This is a genomic window from Asanoa siamensis (genome assembly GCF_016862555.1).
In the GTDB taxonomy this organism is placed as follows: Bacteria; Actinomycetota; Actinomycetes; order Mycobacteriales; family Micromonosporaceae; genus Asanoa; species Asanoa siamensis.
In genome coordinates this window covers 1-16,735 of the sequence record NZ_BONE01000072.1, presented here as the reverse complement: position 1 = coordinate 16,735, position 16,735 = coordinate 1, and the positions used below count along the sequence as shown (strand labels likewise).

At 73.1% G+C, this 16,735-nt stretch carries 15 protein-coding genes and 1 pseudogene; 11 read left to right on the top strand and 5 right to left on the bottom strand.

The genetic code is table 11. The annotated features are described in order from the left end of the window. Window positions 1-48 precede the first annotated feature (48 nt). Window positions 49-582: a DUF308 domain-containing protein gene (locus Asi02nite_RS31935; RefSeq protein ID WP_203717729.1), complete on the top strand. Its 534-nt coding sequence runs from the start codon at window positions 49-51 to the stop codon at window positions 580-582. 34 nt (window positions 583-616) lie between these two features. Next, window positions 617-1,309, top strand: a complete 693-nt coding sequence (locus tag Asi02nite_RS31930; RefSeq protein WP_203717728.1) for a hypothetical protein — start codon at window positions 617-619, stop codon at window positions 1,307-1,309. A 22-nt stretch (window positions 1,310-1,331) separates the two neighbouring features. Here Asi02nite_RS31930 and Asi02nite_RS31925 read toward each other — a convergent pair whose 3' ends face one another. Next, complete coding sequence (locus Asi02nite_RS31925) at window positions 1,332-2,210, bottom strand: oxidoreductase (protein ID WP_203717727.1); 879 nt, start codon at window positions 2,208-2,210, stop codon at window positions 1,332-1,334. A 20-nt stretch (window positions 2,211-2,230) separates the two neighbouring features. Further along, window positions 2,231-3,199, bottom strand: a complete 969-nt coding sequence (locus Asi02nite_RS31920; protein ID WP_203717726.1) for a GlxA family transcriptional regulator — start codon at window positions 3,197-3,199, stop codon at window positions 2,231-2,233. 146 nt (window positions 3,200-3,345) lie between these two features. On the opposite strand from Asi02nite_RS31920, the gene Asi02nite_RS31915 reads away from it, so the two are divergent. From Asi02nite_RS31915 to Asi02nite_RS31885, 7 genes are all read left to right on the top strand, one after another. Then, the gene (locus tag Asi02nite_RS31915) at window positions 3,346-3,984 is read left to right on the top strand and encodes an HD domain-containing protein (protein ID WP_203717725.1); all 639 of its coding nucleotides are present in this window, start codon (window positions 3,346-3,348) and stop codon (window positions 3,982-3,984) included. A 16-nt stretch (window positions 3,985-4,000) separates the two neighbouring features. After that, the gene (locus tag Asi02nite_RS31910; RefSeq protein WP_203717724.1) at window positions 4,001-4,924 is read left to right on the top strand and encodes an NADP-dependent oxidoreductase; all 924 of its coding nucleotides are present in this window, start codon (window positions 4,001-4,003) and stop codon (window positions 4,922-4,924) included. Window positions 4,925-4,937: 13 nt separating this feature from the next. Continuing rightward, a complete protein-coding gene (locus Asi02nite_RS31905; protein WP_203717723.1) occupies window positions 4,938-6,173 on the top strand; it encodes a glycosyltransferase in 1,236 nt (411 codons plus the stop codon). 65 nt (window positions 6,174-6,238) lie between these two features. Beyond that, a complete protein-coding gene (locus Asi02nite_RS31900; protein ID WP_203717722.1) occupies window positions 6,239-7,492 on the top strand; it encodes a prolyl oligopeptidase family serine peptidase in 1,254 nt (417 codons plus the stop codon). A 62-nt stretch (window positions 7,493-7,554) separates the two neighbouring features. Further along, window positions 7,555-8,520, top strand: coding sequence for a hypothetical protein (locus tag Asi02nite_RS31895; protein ID WP_203717721.1), 966 nt, complete (start codon window positions 7,555-7,557; stop codon window positions 8,518-8,520). Next, window positions 8,517-10,238 (top strand): peptidase M16 family protein, encoded by a 1,722-nt coding sequence (locus tag Asi02nite_RS31890; RefSeq protein ID WP_203717720.1) that lies wholly within the window; start codon window positions 8,517-8,519, stop codon window positions 10,236-10,238. The genes Asi02nite_RS31895 and Asi02nite_RS31890 overlap by 4 nt, the downstream gene beginning before the upstream one ends. A gap of 86 nt (window positions 10,239-10,324) precedes the next feature. Further along, window positions 10,325-12,565: an exo-alpha-sialidase gene (locus Asi02nite_RS31885; RefSeq protein ID WP_203717719.1), complete on the top strand. Its 2,241-nt coding sequence runs from the start codon at window positions 10,325-10,327 to the stop codon at window positions 12,563-12,565. 60 nt (window positions 12,566-12,625) lie between these two features. On the opposite strand, the gene Asi02nite_RS31880 is transcribed toward Asi02nite_RS31885, so the two are convergent. Together Asi02nite_RS31880 and Asi02nite_RS31875 are read right to left on the bottom strand one after the other, a co-directional pair. Next, window positions 12,626-13,033, bottom strand: coding sequence for a protein NO VEIN domain-containing protein (locus Asi02nite_RS31880; RefSeq protein WP_203717718.1), 408 nt, complete (start codon window positions 13,031-13,033; stop codon window positions 12,626-12,628). 74 nt (window positions 13,034-13,107) lie between these two features. Further along, the gene (locus tag Asi02nite_RS31875) at window positions 13,108-13,749 is read right to left on the bottom strand and encodes a TetR/AcrR family transcriptional regulator (RefSeq protein ID WP_203717717.1); all 642 of its coding nucleotides are present in this window, start codon (window positions 13,747-13,749) and stop codon (window positions 13,108-13,110) included. Between the two features lie 88 nt (window positions 13,750-13,837). Here Asi02nite_RS31875 and Asi02nite_RS31870 point away from each other — a divergent pair. Then, window positions 13,838-15,097 (top strand): annotated as a pseudogene (locus Asi02nite_RS31870) (DHA2 family efflux MFS transporter permease subunit); the annotation flags it as partial. A 68-nt stretch (window positions 15,098-15,165) separates the two neighbouring features. On the opposite strand, the gene Asi02nite_RS41955 reads toward Asi02nite_RS31870, so the two are convergent. Next, on the bottom strand, window positions 15,166-16,023 hold the full coding sequence (locus Asi02nite_RS41955) for an alpha/beta fold hydrolase (protein ID WP_239127303.1): 858 nt from the start codon (window positions 16,021-16,023) through the stop codon (window positions 15,166-15,168). Window positions 16,024-16,099: 76 nt separating this feature from the next. Between Asi02nite_RS41955 and Asi02nite_RS31865 the strand changes: the two genes are divergently transcribed. Beyond that, the gene (locus tag Asi02nite_RS31865; RefSeq protein WP_203717715.1) at window positions 16,100-16,558 is read left to right on the top strand and encodes a MarR family winged helix-turn-helix transcriptional regulator; all 459 of its coding nucleotides are present in this window, start codon (window positions 16,100-16,102) and stop codon (window positions 16,556-16,558) included. Window positions 16,559-16,735: the final 177 nt, after the last annotated feature.

Sequence of the window (16,735 nt, the reverse complement as noted above, 5' to 3'; positions counted from 1 at the left end):
GTGACTGCCCTGGCTCCCGCCCGGGGGTGGGCGGCCGACAGTGTTGCCATGTTCCGCATCTACCTCGTCCGCGGCCTCGCCGCGATCGCCTGGGCCGTGGCGTTCTCGACCACGCCCGCGTCCCTGTCCACCGCTTCGGTGCTCCTGCTGGTCGCGTACCCGCTGATCGACGTGGTGGCCACGCTGCTCGACGCCCGCGCGGACCCGGGCTCTCCCGCGCGGCGGCTGCAGCTGTTCAACACCGCGCTCAGCGCGGCGGCGGCCGTCGCGCTCGGCGTGGCGGCCGTCGACGGGCTCGCGGCGGTGCTGGCCACGTTCGGCGTGTGGGCGATCGCGTCCGGTGGCGCGCAGGTCGCGGTCGCGGTGCGCCGCCGCGTTCCGGAGCTGGGCCGGCAGTGGCCGATGCTGACCGCCGGGGTGCTCTCGGCGATCGCGGGCGCGACCTACCTCGTCGCCGCGGCCGGGCCGGCGCCGGGCCTGGGGGCGCTGGTCACCTACACCGCCGCGGGCGGCACGTTCTTCGTCCTGCAGGCGGCCACCCTGGCCTGGCGCCGCCGCCGGCCGCGCGACCTCCCGGCCTGACGCACGTGCCGCCCGCGACCGGTAGCGTGTGGCGGTGCGGTCCGCGACGGAGCTTCGGCAGCGCTGGCTCGACTCCCTGCCATGGATGCTCACCAGACCCGAGATGTACGCGACCAGCGGCCAGGCGTTCGACTTCGCGGCGCGGGCGCTGATGGCGGACCTGTGCTTCCTCGACGAGCGCGAGCCGGAGTTCGAGGACGTGCTGGCGGGCCTGCGCGCGTACGGGACGCTCGGTGTGGCCGGGCCGTTCGTCGCGATGTTCGGGGAGGACCTGAGCTGCACGGCCGAGGTCGCGTCGGTCTTCGCCGAGCAGTTCCACCGGCTCGGCTACCTCGACGTCGAGCGGGTGCTCGACGCCGACGAGTGGCAGCGTCTCATCGCGACCGTCCGCGGTTTCGGTGGCCGCGACGTGCGGCTGAGCGAGGTGGTCGCCGAGATCGGGCCGGCGAGCCTCGTCATGGGGAAGCGGATCCTCGGCTACGCCCCGGCCGACGGGTCGGGTTGGGTGTTCGTCGACTGCCTGCCGCGACACCGCGACGAGTACGTGCCGGGCAAAGGCAGCTTCACCTGGCGGCGCGACGACGATCCGCTGGCCCGCGCGGTCCGCACCCCGGCCACCGACTTCGAGGCGGGCCTCGTCCTCACCCTGTACGGCAAGGTCCTGCGCTGGGGCACGGCCTGGTGGCTGGACCACGACGACGACCTGCCCGCCGCGCAACGGGCCTGACCTCCGCGGCGGCGGGCGCGAGCTAGGCGTCGAGCGTCGCCAGGTCCTCCGGGGTCAGGCGGAGTGCGCCGGCTGCCAGGTTCTCGACCAGGTGGTCCGGGTCGCCTGTGCCCGGGATCGCCAGCACGTGCGGCCCGCGGCTCAGCGTCCAGGCGATCCGGACCTGCGCCGGGGTGGCGCCGTGGGCGCGGGCGACCGCGTGGACCGCGTCGTTGCCCGCGACGCCACCGGCATCGCGGCCGTCACCCGCGATCGAGTAGAACGGCACGAACGCGATGCCCTGCTCGCCGCACGCGCGCAGGGTCGGTTCGCTGATCCGCCTGTCGATGCCGTACGCGTTCTGCACGCAGACGACCGGCGCGATCGCCTGGGCCTGCGCCAGGTGCTGCGGGCGCACGTTGGAGATGCCCAGGTGCCGGATCAGCCCGGCCGCGCGCAGGTCGGCCAGCGCACCGAAGTGCTCGGCGATCGAGTCGAGGCCGTGCTGCCGCAGGTTCACCACGTCGAGGTGGTCCCGGCCGAGCTGCCGCAGGTTCTCCTCGACCTGCCCGCGCAGCTGGTCGGGCCGGGCCAGCGGCAGCCAGTCACCCGACGGATCCCGGCCGGGACCGACCTTGGTGACGATGACCAGATCGGCCGGGTACGGCGCGAGCGCGCGGTTGATCAGCTCGTTGGCGGACCGCAGGGAGGAGAAGTAGAACGCCGCGGTGTCGACGTGGTTGACACCCAACTCGACCGCGCGGCGCAGCACACCGATGACCCGCTCACGGTCGCTGGGCGCACCGCGGTCGAAGGCACCGCTGCCGGTCACCCGCATCGCCCCGAACCCGATCCGATTGACGGTCAGGTCACCGAGCGTCCACGTCCCCGCGGCGGCCGCGATGATCTCGTCTGTAGGCACCGGACGAACATAGTCACCTCCTAGGCCGGGGTCGGCCGACGGGTGGTGCTGAAGCGGCGTTGGTAGGCCGTGGGGGTGATCTTCAGTTCGCGGGCGAAGACCCGGCGCATGCTCTCGTAGCTCGGGAACCCCGCCATCGTCGCCGCCTGTGTCGCCGTGTGGCCCTGGTCGAGCAGCGCCCGCGCCATGTCGAAGCGGATGTTCTCCACGTAGCGCGCCGGTGTCGTCGCGAGCTCGTCGTGGAACAGGCGGGACAGCTGGCGCGTGCTCACGTTGAGGTGCTTCGCGAGGTCGCCCAGCGAGTGCGCGGCCCGCGGGTTCGCCGTCACCAGGTCCGTGATCGTGCGCAGCGTCGGCGAGCGCGGCGGTGGTCCCTGCAGCGGCGCCGAGAACTGCGACTGCCCGCCCGCGCGCTGCATGTAGACCACCAGCGACCGGGCCACCGCGCGGGCCAGGTCCGGGCCGTGGTCCTCCTCGACCAGCGCCAGCGCCAGGTCGATGCCCGCGGTCACACCCGCCGAGGTGTACGTGTTCCCGTCGCGTACGTAGATCGCGTCCGGGTCGACCTGGCAGGTCGGGCAGCGGGCCGCGAGCTCGTGGGTGACCTGCCAGTGCGTCGTCGCCCGCTTGCCGTCCAGCAGGCCCGCGGCGGCGAGGACGAACGCGCCCGTGCAGACCGACGCGATCCGGCCCGCCGCGGGCGCCGGTTTCCGGGCGGCGTCCGCCAGGTCGGCGGGGACGGGCGTGCGCGGGTAGATGTCCGAGCCGGCCACCAGGAACGTGTCGAATGGTGTCGACGACACCGCGCCGTCGACCGCGACGCGGATCCCCAGGTTCGAGGTGACGTCGGCGCCCGTCGGTGACACCAGCACCGTCTCGTACGCGGCGCCGAGGCGGGTCGCTTCCTTGAAGACCTCCGCGGGGCCGGCCACGTCGAGCAGCGTCACCCCGTCGTACACCAGGATCGCGATGCGGTGGGGCGCGGGCACCGTTCATTGGTAACACAGCGTTATCGGACAGCGCGGCCGTTGTCTGGATACGGGTGACTCCTGGCAGGCGAAAGGCGGCGTCGCGCCGTCGTCCGCGGGCAGCATGGGGATCGGAAGCGGATCACCGCACGGAAAGCCGGAGGGTCATGCCGGACGTCATCGCGGGCGTGGAGATTCCCGAGACCACAGCCGTCGCGGAAGCGGACAGGCTCGTCGAGAAGACCATGAGCCCCGTCCTGTACCGGCACTCGCGGCGGGTCTTCGTGTTCGGCCTGCTGCACGCGCGCAACCTCGGCCTGCAGCCCGACCCGGAGCTGAACTACCTGGCGGCGATCTTCCACGACTCGGGTCTCCTAACCCCGTTCTCCGCCGTCGAGCAGCGCTTCGAGGTCGACGGCGCCGACCACGCGCGGGCCTTCCTGCTGGAGCGGGGCTTCGACGAGGGCGCCGTCGAGAAGGTCTGGCTGGCGATCGCCCTGCACACCACGCCGGGCATCCCGCACCGCATGGGTCCCGAGATCGCGACCACGCAGCTCGGCATCCTGACCGACGTGCTCGGCCTCGGGCTCGACGGGTTCGACCGCGGCCGGGTCGACGAGATCGTGGCCGCGTACCCGCGGGGGGACTTCAAGAACGAGTTCCTGCAGGCCCATGTCGACGGGCTGCGCGGGCGCCCCGAGACCACCAACGGGACGGTGAACGCCGACATCCTCGAGCACCTCGTCCCGGACTTCCGCCGGGCCACGACGGTCCAGCGGATCCTCGGGGCGCCCTGGCCGAGCTGAGACGAAGGGACGGACCATGCGAGCGATCACGGTACGAGACCGCGAGGCCGGCGTCGGCGGCCTCACCCTGACCGACATGCCGTATCCGCACGCCGCCGAGAACGACGTCATCGTGCGCGTACACGCGGCGGGTTTCACGCCTGGAGAGCTGTCGTGGCCGGCCACCTGGACCGACCGCGCCGGCCACGACCGGACGCCGACGATCCCCGGGCACGAGCTGTCCGGGACGGTGGCGGAGCTCGGGTACGGGACGACCGGCCTGAGCGTGGGCCAGCGCGTGTTCGGGCTCACGGACTGGGCCCGCAACGGATCCCTGGCCGAGTACACGGCGGTGGAGGCGCGCAACCTCGCGCCGCTCGCGGCCGACGTCGACCACACGGTGGCCGCCGCGCTGCCCATCTCCGGGCTGACCGCCTGGGAGGGGCTGTTCGACCACGGGCACCTGACGACCGGCCAGACGGTCCTCGTGCACGGTGCCGCGGGCGGCGTCGGCTCGATCGCCGTCCAGCTCGCCCGCGACGTGGGCGCCCGGGTGATCGGCACCGGGCGGGCCGGCGACCGTGACGTCGTGCGCGGTCTCGGCGCGCACGAGTTCGTCGACCTCGCCGCCGGCGACCTCGCGGACGTCGGCGGCGTCGACGTGGTGTTCGACGTCATCGGCGGGGAGATCCTCGCGCGGTCGACCAGGCTCGTCCGCGCCGGCGGCACGGTCGTCACCATCGCCGAGCCGCCGACCGTGCGACCCGAGGACGGGCGCGCGGTCTTCTTCGTCGTCGAACCCGACCGCGCCCGCCTGGCGGACCTCGCCGAGCGCGTCCGCGCGGGGCGGCTCGAGCCGATCGTGGGGGACGTGCGGCCGCTGTCCGAGACGGTCGACGCGTTCGCCCGCCGCCGCCGGACACCCGGCAAGACGATCATCCAGGTCGCGGACGTCCACTGAGGAGGGTATGAGGATGGCGAAGGTCATCGTGGGGGCGACCCCGTTCGAGGGGCACGTGAGCCCGGTCCTCACCGTCGCCGGGGATCTGGTCCGACGTGGCCACGAGGTCGTCGTCTACACGGGTTCGCGGTTCGCGGAGCGGGCCCGGGCGACCGGTGCCCGGTTCCGGCCGCTGCCGCCGCAGGCCGACGTCGACGACGGGCAGCTGGGCACCCTCTTCCCGGAGCGGGCGGCGCTGCCGCCCGGCCCGGCCCAGCTCTCGTTCGACTTCGAGAACTTCTTCCTGGGCCAGTTGCCCGCGCAGATGTGCGGCCTGCGGTCGCTGCGGGCCGAGTTCCCCGCCGACGTGGTGATCGGTGAGCTCGGGTTCTGGTCGATACCCGTGCTCAGCCTGCACACGGCCCGGGAGCACCGGCCGACGCTCGTGACGCTGGGCGCCATCCCGCTGCTGCTCGGTGGCGGCGACGACGCCGAAGCCCGCCAGGCCTTCGCCGGCCTGCAGAAGTTCGGCGAGACGACCCTCGCGTCGCTGGGCGTACGCCTGACCGACTTCCTGTTCGACGCGCCCTTCCAACGCACCGATCACTACCTCCAGCTCACGGTGCCGAGCTTCGAGTACCCCCGGGACGACCTGCCGGCTCACCTCCGGTTCGTCGGAGCGCTGCCGCCGACGCGCGGCGGCGAGTTCGCGGAGCCGTCGTGGTGGCCCGAGCTGTCGGACGGGCGCCCGGTCGTGGTCGTCACCCAGGGCACGGTCGCCAACACCGACCTGACCGAACTGGTGGTCCCGACCGTGCGGGCGCTCGCCGACCTCGACGTGCTCGTGGTGGCGGCCACCGCCCGCCCGGACGGGCCGGAGGTGGTGCGCCGGGAGCTCGGCGGCGTGGTGCCGGCGAACGTGCGGCTGGCCGGTTACGTACCCTTCGACCGCCTGCTGCCGCACGCCGCCGTCCTCGTCACCAACGGCGGCTACGGCGGCGTCCAGACCGCGCTGCACCACGGTGTCCCGCTGGTGGTCGCCGGCGCCAGCGAGGACAAGCCGGAGGTCGCCGCCCGCGTCGCATGGAGCGGCACCGGCCTGGACCTGGGCACCGGCCGCCCGGCGGACTCCGAGGTCTCGGCGGCCGTGCGCAAGGTGCTGTTCGACCCCGGCTACCGCGCCCAGGCGGGCACGATGGCGCGGGAGATGGCGCGGTACGACCCGCTGCGGGCGATCGCGGACATCGTCGAAGCGTCCGCCCGCGGTTGAGGATCCGGCGGGAACCTCCTTGTGATAGACAATCATCACAGCGATGACTATCGAAGGAGTACGACATGCCGATCAGCCGTCGTTCCCTCCTGGCCGCCGGTGCGGGCGCCGCAGCCGGTATCGCCGCGCCCGCCGCCGCATCCGCCGCTGCGGCCGGTGGCGCCACGACCGTGCGGTTCACGCTCGACGCCGAGGTGCTCGACGGCGGTGAGCAGGTCACCTCGGTCACCCTCGACACCGCGCGGCTCGGCCGGATCGACCCCGCCAGCCTGACCACCGGCACGTTCGGCGTGCACGCCAAGGCCACCAGCCCGATTCCCATCGCGCCCGGCGACCAGATCTTCAGCGAGTACGACCTCGACCGCACCGTGACCGCCGCCCGGCTCGACCGGCGTGGCGACATCGTGCTCGAGCTGAGCCACGCCGAGGGCCAGACGGGCGGCGGCACCCTCGGCTACATCCTCAGCCGGGGCCGCAACGTCCGGCTCGACCTCGTCTACACCATCACCCAGCACGCACCGCTCGTCGTACGCGGCCGCGGCCCGGTCACCGTCGAGCGGTTCGTCCAGGGCCGGCTGGTCAACCCGGAGGTCGACGCGTTCCGCTACGGAACCTCCGCCTCCGGCATGAAGTACCGGCTGTTCGCGCCGAGCTCCGGCCGCGGCCGGCGCCCGCTGGTCGTCTGGCTGCACGGCGGGGGAGAGGGCGCGTCCCTGCCCGACGGCTACTACGACAACGAGACGACCCTGCGGGCCAACCGCGGCGCGCTGGGCTTCGCCACGCGGGAGGCGCAGCGCGTCTTCGGCGGCGCGTACGTGGTGGCACCGCAGAGCACCTCGTTCTGGCTCGAGGACGGCCCGCGGTTCGCGCCGCTGATCCGGGAGCTGGTGCACGACCTGGCCCGCCGCCACGCGGTCGACCGCGACCGGATCTACGTCGCCGGCTGCAGCAACGGTGGCTACCTGAGCCTGAAGCTGACCGCGACGTACCCGGACCTGTTCGCGGCCTCCGTACCCGTCTGCGGTGTCGTCACGTCCCTGCAGCCCGGCGGCCCGACGATGGTGACCGACGCCGAGCTCGCGTCGATCCGGACGCCGACCTGGCTCGTCACGTCGCTCGACGACACGACGGTGCCGCCGCTGCCCAACACCGTGCACGCCCACGAGCTCATCCCGGGTTCGCTGCTCACCCTCTACGACAACGTGGTCTGGAACGGCCACCGGTTCCCGGGCCACTGGTCCTGGATCTACGTGGCCCGCAACGACCCGAGCATCGACGGCACCCACATCTGGCAGTGGATGGCCCGGCAGGAGAGGTAGCCGCTCAAGATCATCCAATCGGCGGACCATCGAGGGCGTACGCCTGTCGTATGCTCCCGCCTGTGTCTGCCCCCGCCGCCTTACCCGCGCCCATTTTCGACCCGTACGCGGGCTATTCCGAGCCGCGGATGTTGGCCGACGCCGCGAAGGCGGGCGACTGGCGCGCGGTCGACGCCGGCTTCGCGCGGCTGACGGACCCGGACGTGCGCCACCACGCGATCGGCAAGGTCGCGAACGCCGCGGAGCGGTACTTCCTCGAGGACGTCGCCGCCGCGGAGCCGACCTCGGTGCTGGCCGGCACGCTGCTGGCGAGCCGGCTGATCACCGACGGCTGGGACATCCGCACCGGCTCCTGGGGCAAGGACGTCAGCCGCGAGCAGTGGAAGGCGTTCTCGGAGCACCTGCACCGCGCGGAGCAGACGCTGATCGAGGTGACGGCGCGGGACCCGGGCCAGGCCACCGCGTGGAAGCTGCGGCTCGACATCGCGCGCGGGCTGAGCCTGGGCCAGGCCGAGGCGCGCCGCCGGTACGACCACGTCGCGCCGCACTTCCTCCCGGCCCAGGAAGCCATGGTGCAGCAACTCTGTCCGAAGTGGAGCGGATCGTACGAGGCCATGCACGGCTTCGCCGTCGAGTGCGTGAAGGCGTCGCCGCCCGGGTCCCCGAACGGTGTCGCGGTCGCGCTGGCGCACATCGAGCACTGGTTGTTGATCGACCGCGACGAGGGCGGCCCGGCGGCCGCCGCGTACCTGGCACGCCACGACGTCCAGGGTGAGCTGCGCTGGGCGGCCGAGCACTCCGTGTTCAACCCGGCCGCCCGGCCGTCGCCCGGCTGGGTCACGGGGCACAGCGCGTTCGCGATGGCCTTCAGCCTGGCCGAGAACCACGCCGCGGCGGCCGCGCACTTCAACGCGCTGCTCCGGGCCGGCAACTACGCCGACGACGACAGCTGGCGGTACCTCGGCGACGAGCACGCCGAGTTCGTCGCCCACCGCCGGCGCGCGTTCCAGAGAGGGTTCAGCCGGTGATCCGCGAAACAGAGGTCGACGGGGTACAGACCCTCCTGGCGCGCAAGAGCGGCCCGCTCGTGGCCGGCCTGACCTTCCGCGTGGGCCGGGCCGACGAGACGCTGGCCACGGCCGGCATCACGCACCTGCTGGAGCATCTCGCCCTGCACCACAACGGGTTGAGCGACTACCACTACAACGGCGCGACCGGCTCGGTCGTCACCCACTTCCACATGCAGGGCTCGCCCGACGACATCGCGCGCTACCTGAACGGGGTCTGCGCGGCCCTGGCCAACCTGCCGATGGCGCGGTTGGAGATGGAGAAGGGCATCCTGCGTACGGAGGCCGCCGGTCGCAAGCGGGGCGTCAACGACTCGCTGCCCCTCTGGCGGTACGGCGCGCAGGGCTACGGCCTGGTCAGCTACGAGGAGATGGGCCTGCCCCGGCTCACCCCCGACGACCTGCGCCGCTGGGCCGCGACCTGGTTCACCCGGCAGAACGCGGTGCTCTGGATCGCCTCCGACCGGGTGCCCGCCGGCCTGCGGCTGCACCTCCCGGAGGGCGTCCGCCGGCCGGTGCCGCGGCCCTCCTCGGCGCTGCCCACGACACCGGCGTACTTCAGCGACCGGGTCAACGGCGTCGTGTACGACACGGTGGTCCGCCGCAGCGCGGCCGCGCAGGTGTTCTCGGCGGTGCTGGAGCGGGAGATGTACCGCAGCCTGCGCCAGGACGGCGGCTACTCCTATGTGGCCAGCACGTCGTACGACCCGCGCGGCGACGGGTTCGCGACCGTGACCGCGCTGGCCGACGCGCTGCCCGACAAGCAGGACGCCGTGCTCGGCGGCTTCGTCGACCTGCTGGCCAAGCTCCGCGTGGGCCGGATCGACCAGGCCGACATCGCCAGCGTGCGCACCAAGGCGGAGGAGGCGCTGCGGCACGAGGAGCGCGACGCGGCCCGGCTCCCGGGCGCCGCGATGAACGCGCTGACCGGCCAGCCCAACCAGCCCGGGGAGCAGCTCCTCGACGAGATCCGCGCCGTGACCGCCGACGACGTGCGGGCGGTCGCGGTGGAGGCGACGGCCGCCGGGCTGCTGCTCGTGCCCGACGGCCTCGACGCGGAGTGGGCCGGCTACCGGCCCGCGCCGACGTTCTCGACCTCGGCGGTCGACGGGCGTAGCTACGGCTCCCGGCAGAACGACCGGCTCGGGCTCGTCATCGGCGCCGAAGGCGTCAGCCTCGTCGACGGGACCCACCAGGTCACGGTCCGCTACGCGGAGTGCGCGGTCGCCCTGGCCTGGCCCGACGGCGGCCGCCACCTGATCGGCCTCGACGGGATCGCGGTGCGGGTCGAGCCCACGCTCTACGCCGTGCCGCCGGACCAGATCGCCCGCCTCGACGCGAGCGTGCCGCCGGGCAGCCTGGTCTGGCAGCCCGCGCGCGAGCCCTCGGCGATCCCGCAGCCGTCCGCGGGCCAGACCATCACGAGCGCGTCGCCGGCGGCGAAGCGCGGCCCGGCGACCACCGCCGGCCTCGTCGTGCTGATCGTGCTGGCCGCCGTCATGGGCGTGCTGACCCTGCTCTGCGGTGCCGTCATCGTCTCCGCCGACCCGGTGGCCAATCCCGACGACGCGATCCTGCGGGATCCGGTCACCTACACCATGTTCGGCGTGACGCTGGCGGTCACGATCGGCTTCGCGGTCGGCGCGGTCCTGGTGGCCCGGCGGCGCCGCGCCGCGTGAGGCGGCATCCATCGATTGACATGGAATAACGTTCCACCTACCGTCCCGGCATGGATGGAACGTCGTTCCATGTTCGGAGGTTGTCGATGGGTCGTCCGACATTCGCCGTGCGCGTCCGCGCGGTCGCGATCGGGTTCGCCGTCGGGGCGCTGGCGGTGGGCGGTCTCCAGTTCGTGCCGACCGGCGGCTCGCTGCCGTTGCGGGACGACGCGCTGCCCGCCGGTGACGGTGCCGCGCCGGACCGGTTCAGCAGTGGCACCGGCTCGCACTGGAACGTGCTCAACTGGGGCCCGGGCGCGGTGGCGGCCGTGCCGGGTTCGTTCGCCAAGGACACCGTGGACGCCTCCGGGCGTACGGTGAAGCAGATCTTCGTCTCGTCCGCGGCCAATCCCGACGTCGGCACGGCCGCCAGCGAGAACAACATGTCGCGGTCCGACGACTCGGGCTTGTCCTTCCTCACCACGCAGCGGGCGTACCCGACCGGGGCCGGCAACATCGTGCGGCTGCCGGACGGGTCGCTGCTCGGCATCGACTTCATCCCGGAGTGGGGCGACGCCCAGCACAGCTACACCAACCTGATCGTGCGCACGTCGCGGGACGGCACGCGGTGGACGACGCGCAAGGCCCCGGTGACCATGCCGCCCGACAAGCCGCTCGGGCCCATGTCCAACGGCCTGCGGGTGCACCGCGGGCCGCTGGTGCTGGCGGACGGCACGCTGGTCGTGCCCGCGTACACCGTGCTCGCGGGCACCAGCCGGCAGATCTCGATCGTGCTGCAGTCGACGGACCTCGGCCGCACGTGGTCGCTGCGGTCGGTCGTGCCGGGTGGCGCGACGCCGGGCACCAACGAGGTCGGCTGGAGCCGGACCACCGACGGCCGGCTGACCGCGGCGCTGCGCACCACCGACAACCCGGCGCGTCTGGTGCAGTCCTTCTCGGCCGACGACGGCCGCACCTGGACCGACCCGGTGCCCCTGCGCGGTCCGGACGGCGCCCAGGTCGTCGGCGTCTCGCCCGAGGTGCTGCTGCAGGCCAACGGCACGCTGCTGCTGGCCACCGGCCGGCCGGACGTGCGGGTGCTGGTCAGCTACGACGGCACCGGGCAGGCGTGGGACACGCAGTCCACGGTGTTCGCCAACTACCCGTCGACCGGGAACAACGGCCGGTACGACGGGACGAGCGGCAACACCACCATGGAGACGGTGGGTGCCGGCCGGTCCGTGCTCTTCTACGACCAGTGCGCGGCCTGGGGCTGTGGCGCGTACGACGAGCAGATGGGCATCAGCGCCCAGTACGTCTCGGCGGTCACGCCCGGCGCCGGCCGGATCGACGTGGCGAGCAAGCTGCTCGACGGATCGGCGACGGTGAGGGGCACGTTCGCCGGGCGGGACAAGCGGTTCCCGGAGCAGCGGCCGCAGGGTGCGTTCGACGGCAGCGCGTCGCCGGCGGCCGCCGCGGTGCTCACGGCCGGCCGGCGGGGCACGCCGTCGCTGGTGCTGGCGCTCGACCGGAGCTACCGGCTCGACAAGGTCGGCCTGATGCTGGGCAGCGGACAGCCGCAGACCGCCACCGTGGCGCTCTCCGCCGACGGGGTCACCTGGTCCGACCCGGTCGTCAGCGCGGTCGCCCAGCGGGACTGGGCGCTGCGGTACGCGTCGTTCCCGGCCCAGGAAGCCCGGTTCGTCAGAGTGACCGGGCCGGTGGGCGCGACGACGACCGTGACCGAGCTGGAGGTCTACGCGTCCGACGTGGACACCTTCGAGAACGAGAACCCGTTCTCGGTGCCGCGCGGCTGGCGGGACGCCTCGCACGCCTGGGTGACCGACGTGGCACCGAACCCGGCGTACACGGAGTTCGGCGGCTTCCGGAGCGCGACGGCGTTGCGGTTGTGGGACAAGTGGACCGACGCGAACGCCCACATCACCCGGCCGTTGCCGGCCGCGGGGACTGTCAGCGCGAGCCTGCGGTGGGGCTACTCGGATCCGCGCGCCCGGTTCACCATCGGGGTGGGCGGCGGTGGTGCGGCCGGCTGGACGTTCGCGATCGTGGCGGGCGCGACGGCCTCCGCGCCGCAGTCGGTCCAGGTCTTCGACGGTCGGGTGTGGACATCGCTGGGGACGCTGGGCGCAGCGGTGCCCGCCAAGAGCTACGTGCCGCTCGCGGTGGAGGCTGCCGCGGGGTCGGCGACGTTGACGGTCGACGGGCAGCGGTTCACGACGACGGTGCGCGCGGGAGACGCGGCGACCTTCGACGGTCTCACCCTGAGCACCGGTGAACCGGCGGAGTACGGCGGGATCTACTTCGTCGACGACGTCACCGTGGGGTAGGCGCGGCGGAGCCGCTCGACGACCTGTCGCACGTCGGCCTCGTCTCCGGCCGGAGCGGTCTCAGCCGGGCGGCTCCGCCGCGAGCGCGTCGTAGTGGGCGACGGGCCAGGGCACGGTGAAGTAGCGCCGTTCGACCGCCCGGTCGAGCAACGGGCGCAGGTCCGCGCCGCTGATCGTCTTCAGTCGGAACAGGGCCGGGTCGCCCTGGCGTACGTTCTCGACGACGTAGATCCAGAAGTTCGGGTTCGCCAGGGCTTCGTCGCGCTGGCGGGGCTCGAGCCACAGGTCCTGGCCGCGCGCCCACTGGCCGTACGCCTTGATCTCGATGGTCCGGACCTCACCGGCGACGTCGGCCGCGGCGCCGGTGCCACGGGTGTCCCGCGCGGGCCGCCCGTGGTCGGCTTCCCACCGCAGGACGAACGCGACCGCGGCGTTCTCGACGGCCTTGCCGACCAGTGGACCGCTCATGGTCGTCACCCCCGCGCACGTTCGGGTGTCAGACCGTCACCGTACGACTACGGCGCCATCGACCACAATGGTCGTCACGGGGTCGCGGGCGGGGCCTGGAGTCCCGCCACGATGAAGCGGACCGCACGGTCCAGCGTGTGCGCGTCGCGGGCGACCGGCGGCCGGCCGGCGACGCTGGTCTCGTCGAACGGGCCCACGATCATGCTGGCCACGGCGGTTGCGGCCATGTTGACGCGGAACGTGAGCTCCGCCGTGGACAGTGCCGGCAGTCGCTCCGCGAGTAGTGCGAAGAGCAGCGCGTACGTCTCGGCGTGGGTGCGCGTCCCCAGCTCCCGCAGCTCCGGGGAGCCGCCGCTGACCACGCGGGCGGCGACGCGGGGGATCAGGGCCGTGCCGGCCTCGACGGACGGGCCGATCCAGGCCCGGACGACGCCCTCCAGATCGCACCGCTCCGCGGCCCGGGCGGCGCGCAACGCCGCGAGCTGCTGGCCGGCGTGGGCGGTCAGCGCGCGCTCGATCACGGCGGTGACCAGGGCGTCCTTGGAGCCGAAGTGATAGTTGACCGCGGCCACGTTCGTACCCGCCGCGGCCGTGATGTCGCGCAGTGATACGTCCAGGTCGGGGCGCTCGGCGAGAAGGGTCTCGACGGCCGTGACCAGCCGCTCCGGGGTGCTCTCGGCCTGCCCCGAGGCAGGCGGCAGCGTGACCTTCCTCATGCGGCTGATTCAAGCACGCGCTTGAAGAGTGTGTCCACACGACCTACCGTTCAAGCGAATGATTCAATCGACTGCTTGAGAGATCGACATGGTTTCTGTGGAAAGACGCGTGCCGCTCTGGGCGGTGCTGGTCATCGCGGCCGTCGCCCAGTTCATGGTCATCCTGGACACGACGATCGTGAACGTCGCCCTGCCAGGGATGGAGCGGGACCTGGGCCTGAGTGTGGTGGGGCAGCAGTGGGTGGTGAACGCCTACGTGCTCGCGTTCGGCGGGTTCCTCCTGCTCGGCGGTCGGCTGGCCGACCTGTTCGGCCGGCGGCGGGTGTTCGCGACCGGCCTGGTCGTCTTCACGCTGGCGAGCCTGCTCGGCGGCCTTGCCCAGAGCGGCGGCATGCTGATCGGCGCCCGGGTGGCGCAGGGGCTGGGCGCCGCGGTCCTGGCGCCGGCCACGCTGAGCCTGCTGACGACGACGTACACCGAGGCGAAGGCGCGCACGACCGCCCTGACGGTCTGGGCGATCACGGCATCCAGCGGCGGCGTCGCGGGCGTGGTCCTCGGCGGCGTGCTCACCTCGGCGCTCGACTGGCGCTGGGTGCTGTTCGTCAACGTACCGATCGGCCTCGGCCTGCTGCTCGCGGCGTTCGCCTACCTGACCGAGTCGCCGGGCTCGGCACGCGGCTGGCGGACGCTGGACCTGCCCGGCGCCGTCACGGTCACGGCCGGGCTGGCGCTGCTCACCTACGCCATCGTCGCCACCGACACGCACGCGTGGTCGTCGGTGCACACGGTCGGGCTGCTGACGCTGGGCGTACTCCTGATCGTGGTGTTCCTGCTCATCGAAGCTCGCCACCCGCGGCCGCTGGTGCCGTTGCGGATCTTCGCCGGCCGCACGCTCAACGCCGCCAACCTGATCGCCGTGGTCATCGGCGTCACCGCGACCAGCTACCTTTTCTTCGTCTCGCTCTACCTGCAGGAGGTCAACGGCTACAGCGCGGTACGCGGTGGCCTGGCGATGGCCCCGGCCGCGGCGGCGACGGCGGTCGCGTCGCTGCTCGGCGGTCGGCTGGTAGCCCGGATCGGCGCGCGTGCCCTGCTCGTCGTCGGTCCCGTGCTCGCGGCGGGCGGCATGTTCTGGATGGCCCGGCTCTCGGCCGGTGACGGGTACGCGGGGCACATCCTCGCGCCGACCATGCTGACGATGTTCGGCATGGGGCTGTGCTTCGTGCCGATGACGACGCTGGCCACCACGGGGGTGGCCCGCGCGGACGCCGGGCTCGCGTCGGGCCTGCTGAACGCGGCGCGGCAGGTCGGGGGAGCGGTGGGCCTGGCGGCGCTGGTGACCGCGGCCACCGCGCGCACGGCGGGCTTCAGGGCTGACCACCCGGGCGGACCGGCCGCGGACGCGCTGGCCGCCGGCTACGACCTCGGCTTCCTGGTGGCCGGGGTGCTGTTTCTGCTCGTGGTGGTAGTCGCGGTGACGGTGTTGCCGGCCCAGAAACCCGTGATCGCCTCGGCGGTGCGCGGGTCGAACAGCGGGGCGAGGTGACCTTTTCCGGGTAGGACGAGATGGTGCCCTTCGGCGACGCGCGCGGCCCAGGCGGCCGTGTCGCTGGGGGTGCACATCGGATCGTGTTCGCCGGTGGCCATCAGGGTCGGTGCCCGTACCGCGTCGAGTTGGTCGGTGGCGTCGGGCCGGTCGAGGCTGATCGCCTGGATCGCCTGCCGCATGCCACGCCGGTCGGCACGGACGAACGCCGACCGCACGACGGCGGCGGCTTCGGGATCGGCGCGGCGCAGATCCTTGCCCAGCAACGCGTCGGCGAGCAGTCCGGCCACCGGCCGGGGACCGGCCAGGCGGTGCAGCAGGCGGACGAGCGCGACTGACCGCCGGTCGTTTGGCGCCAGGGCGGTGATCGGGGTGGCGATCGTGGTGAGGCTGCGGCAGGCGTCCGGGTGCTCGGCGGCGAAGAACACGCCGACGTGCCCGCCCCAGGCGTTGCCGAGCCAGTCGACGGGCCCGCTCACGGCGAGCGCGCCGAGCACTTCACGGGCGGCAAGGGCACAGTCCGACAGGGTGTACGGCCGGGGCGCGGCGTCGCTGCGCCCGTGGCCCGGGCCGTCGACGGTGACGAGGGTCCGGGTGGCGGCCAGTGTTGGTCGCAGCCGGGCCCAGGTGGTGGAGTCGACGAACAGGCTGTGCCAGAGCAGTGCCGGGGGACCGGACCCCTCGACCTCGACATGCAGCCGGCCGACCCGGGTGGCCACGTGCGCCATCTCTTCTACCTGCCTCGCGCTCGCTGATGAGATGCTTCGGAGCCCGAAGCTTCGGCTTCCGAAGTATCATCCTGCCGTGACGCCCACGTCAAGCGACCTCCCGACCGACCGCGCGGCCATCGGCCAGCTCCTGGTGCGCCTCCTCCGCGAGTTCCGCGCGGAGATGTTCGAACCGGCCGAGGCCCGCGGCTACGGCGACCTCCGCGAGCCGCACCTACAGATTTTCGGCAACATCTACGGCGGCGCCCGCCTCACCGACCTGGCGTCCCGCGCCCAGCTGAGCCTGGCCGCGACGTCGGAGCTGGTGAACGATCTGCAGCGGCTGGGATACCTGGAACGCCAGCCGGACCCGGCGGACGGCCGCGCGAAACTGATCGTCCCGACGACCCGCGGCCGCGCGGCCCTCGCGGACGCGGGGGACCGGGTAGCGGAGATCGAACAACACTGGGCGACCTTGATCGGCGAGGCACGCTTCGCCGAGGCCTGCCGCGCGCTGCAGGACCTCCTGGACGCCTTGGACAACAACCGCGCGTGACAAGCCACCAACCGCGCCCGGCCGCACGGGCGTCGCGGTCATGTCGCGTCAGGCCGCCCGCGCGTCGGCCAAAGGCGTTCACCCAAAGTGCTACCGCCGCAAGGGCCGAACTTGGACCGCTCTTACCGCCGACGACGATGACCAATCAGGTTGGCGGTGCCGCGCCCGCACGGCGGT

What these genes read in the sequence shown, in the direction of transcription:
- Asi02nite_RS31935 (WP_203717729.1), top strand. Translation starts at nt 49, where the DNA reads ATGTTCCGCATCTACCTCGTCCGCGGCCTCGCCGCGATCGCCTGGGCC.
- Asi02nite_RS31915 (WP_203717725.1), top strand. Translation starts at nt 3,346, where the DNA reads ATGCCGGACGTCATCGCGGGCGTGGAGATTCCCGAGACCACAGCCGTC.
- Asi02nite_RS31910 (WP_203717724.1), top strand. Translation starts at nt 4,001, where the DNA reads ATGCGAGCGATCACGGTACGAGACCGCGAGGCCGGCGTCGGCGGCCTC.
- Asi02nite_RS31905 (WP_203717723.1), top strand. Translation starts at nt 4,938, where the DNA reads ATGGCGAAGGTCATCGTGGGGGCGACCCCGTTCGAGGGGCACGTGAGC.
- Asi02nite_RS31900 (WP_203717722.1), top strand. Translation starts at nt 6,239, where the DNA reads ATGCCGATCAGCCGTCGTTCCCTCCTGGCCGCCGGTGCGGGCGCCGCA.
- Asi02nite_RS31885 (WP_203717719.1), top strand. Translation starts at nt 10,325, where the DNA reads ATGGGTCGTCCGACATTCGCCGTGCGCGTCCGCGCGGTCGCGATCGGG.
- Asi02nite_RS31880 (WP_203717718.1), bottom strand. Translation starts at nt 13,033, where the DNA reads ATGAGCGGTCCACTGGTCGGCAAGGCCGTCGAGAACGCCGCGGTCGCG.
- Asi02nite_RS31875 (WP_203717717.1), bottom strand. Translation starts at nt 13,749, where the DNA reads ATGAGGAAGGTCACGCTGCCGCCTGCCTCGGGGCAGGCCGAGAGCACC.
- Asi02nite_RS41955 (WP_239127303.1), bottom strand. Translation starts at nt 16,023, where the DNA reads ATGGCGCACGTGGCCACCCGGGTCGGCCGGCTGCATGTCGAGGTCGAG.